The 2,586-nt window shown below is 60.6% G+C and carries 1 protein-coding gene; it reads right to left on the bottom strand.

Going from position 1 to position 2,586, the window contains the following annotated elements; genetic code table 11:
* Positions 1-205 precede the first annotated feature (205 nt).
* On the bottom strand, positions 206-2,586 hold a 2,381-nt coding region (locus ACFOHJ_RS18315), incomplete at its 5' end, for a type I secretion C-terminal target domain-containing protein (RefSeq protein ID WP_378223120.1).

The following is a 2,586-nucleotide window of genomic DNA, read 5'->3' as shown; positions in this document are numbered from 1 at the left end:
ACTGCCCGCCACCCACGCCGAGATCGGCTGCATGCACCGAGATCGGGCTGACCAGCAAGGCCACCGCCACAACAAAATTGCGAATTGAAAGCATGAAACCGCCCCCCTCGGAACTGGCCGACCCTAGCCTATTAACTACAATACCCACTAATCCAATTCAATGGTCCGGCCGGCTTGAGAGCCGGCCGGACCGGGATTCTACCGATCAGCCATGGGGCGGAACCGGTACCGCGTCGTGATCGTCATGATAAAGGATCTGAACGCCGACATTGGTGTTCATATAGGCGACCGTGACGAAGTCCTTTCCGGTATCCGTTCCATCGACATCGACCTGCAAGGCATAATTCGTGCCGGGGCCCCCGCTCGTGTCGGCAACGATCTTCGCGTAGTCGCCGATGTTGTCGGCATTGACGCCGGAAACATTGCCAAGCAGTTCGGTGAGATCGACCTTGTCGCCCTCGGCCGTGTTGTAGTCCATGATCAGGTCGGCCAGGGCCGGCCCATCCGTCGCGGCATTCTGGTGGATGACGAAGGTGTCCGCCCCCTCTCCGCCGTACAGGATGTTCTTGCCGGGCCCGCCGACAAGAATGTCATCGCCCAAACCGCCGATCAGCGTGTCGTTGCCAAGGCCGCCGATGAGTATGTCGTTGCCGGCCCCGCCGACGAGCGTGTCATTGCCGACAGTGCCTGCTAAAGTATCATCACCCGAAGTCCCCGCGATCGCCTCGACCGTCAACTGACTGCCCGGCGTGCCACTCAGATGAACATTGAAGGCCTGGGTGGCGGTGTCGCCATCACCATCCGTGATCGCCACTTCGATGCCGGCAAAATCGAGAGCGGACGGCGGTATTTCGGTTTCGGCGCCGACATTGATGCCGTTCAGCCGGAACCCACCGCCGCCGGTACTAATGACTTCCACGCCATAGATGTCATGGCCGATTTGATAATTACCAGTCCCAGCAACAGCTGACCAGTCAAGCTGGCTGATCTGGACAACCTTACCCTCGGATACCGTCAGCTTGACTTCATCATAGGTCGACATCGCGGCATCAAGATAAACCCTGACGGTAACATTGGCCGTTTTTGGATTCCCGGTGAATCCTAGCGTCGTGAATTTGAAGTCACCGATGCCGTACCCTACCGCACTGTTGCCGTCATCCACGAACGAGAATTTTATGGACTCGCCTGGATCCATGGCCTGACCGCTGCCACCTTTAACGGCCCAGCCCTGTTCACTGGTGTTGACCTTGTCACTGTCCTGATTGGGGGTTGCGTTGCCGTCGTCACCCTTCACAAGAATGTTGAAGTCGATGGCACTGCCCAAATCAAAGAGCAGTGACCCGGCAGGGCCCCCTGATTGCGCCGTCTTGCCCGTTATATCCGTGAAGGCAATCTCACCCGGGCGATGCATCACCTCCAGCGAGTCGGTGCCATCGGCCTTCAGTGTCAGCTTGGCAACGACTTCATTTCCCTCCTTTAGATTGAGCACGATCTGGTCTGCAGACGAGGAAGCGACCTCCACCGTCTTGTTTCCATCCGGCGCCATAGTCGCTGTGATCTTCTGGAACCCATCGGCACCATACTGCCATTCAGCGAATTGCCCGGTATAGGTGGTATCGGTTGCAGGATTGAGTACGGACAGACTTACGATACCGTCGCCGTTTCCGTCGTTGACGAGGGTGAATGAGGGAGCGTCGTCCGTGATCTCGATCGCCAGCGTGGCCGACGCCGTGTCGCCCGAACTGTCGGTCGCCACCACCTGGATTCCGCTGACGGTCACATTGCCGTTGCCGGCAGCGTGCTCGAGCGGGCCGGTGAGCGTCGCAGTAACCGTCGGAGACGCTGTATCGCCGGGGCCGGCGTCGGTCTGGCCGCTCAGCGCCAGCCGGATCGCCTCGCCGTGGCTGACCTGCCCCTGCATCAACGTGCCGATCAGCACGCCGCCGCTTAGCGCCCACTTGATCGAGAAGCCATCCGCCAGTCCGTTGACGGTGGGGGCGGTCCAACCACTCCCTCCCGGGGTCGCAAAACCGACGGTAATCGCTTCCCCGGTAGCCGTGAACGTAATGCCGCCCGACTTCTGATCCGTCTCGTTCGGGCTTGAAGGATTGGTCCCGGTTGCGGAACCGGCGGCAAGATCCTCACCGTCGGCCAGATGGTCCAGGGCGGCCTCGGCGACCGTGAGGTCTATGCTGCCGCTTGCCCCGGGAATGGTATTGGCCAGCACGCTGGGCGTGCCATCCGTCTCGAGCTTTTCGTATTCCTCGCCACCCGTGTAGCTGGCGATCGAATTGCTGATCGTCGACCCGCTGAAACTGCCATAGGCATAGAAGACGGTGACGCTTCCGGTTTCGCCGTCGATAGGAACCGTCACCTGTATCGGCCCATCCGGAGCGTCGTTCGCAAGCGTAAAGACAAGCGGAGATGTCGGACCGATCTCCCCGGGGCCACCCGACAACGTCACCGTATAGGTGACGTTCACGCCCCCCGCGACCTGCTCCGCATCCCCGGCCGTCAAGGTAGCCGTCACCGCGTCCTGGTCGTCCGTGATCGCCGTCACCGCCGGCGTCGCGTCGTACTCCAGCT

The sequence above is a fragment of the Aquamicrobium soli genome, assembly GCF_042646345.1.
GTDB classification, from domain to species: Bacteria; Pseudomonadota; Alphaproteobacteria; order Rhizobiales; family Rhizobiaceae; genus Mesorhizobium; species Mesorhizobium soli_A.
This window is presented reverse-complemented; position numbering and strand designations above follow the sequence as displayed.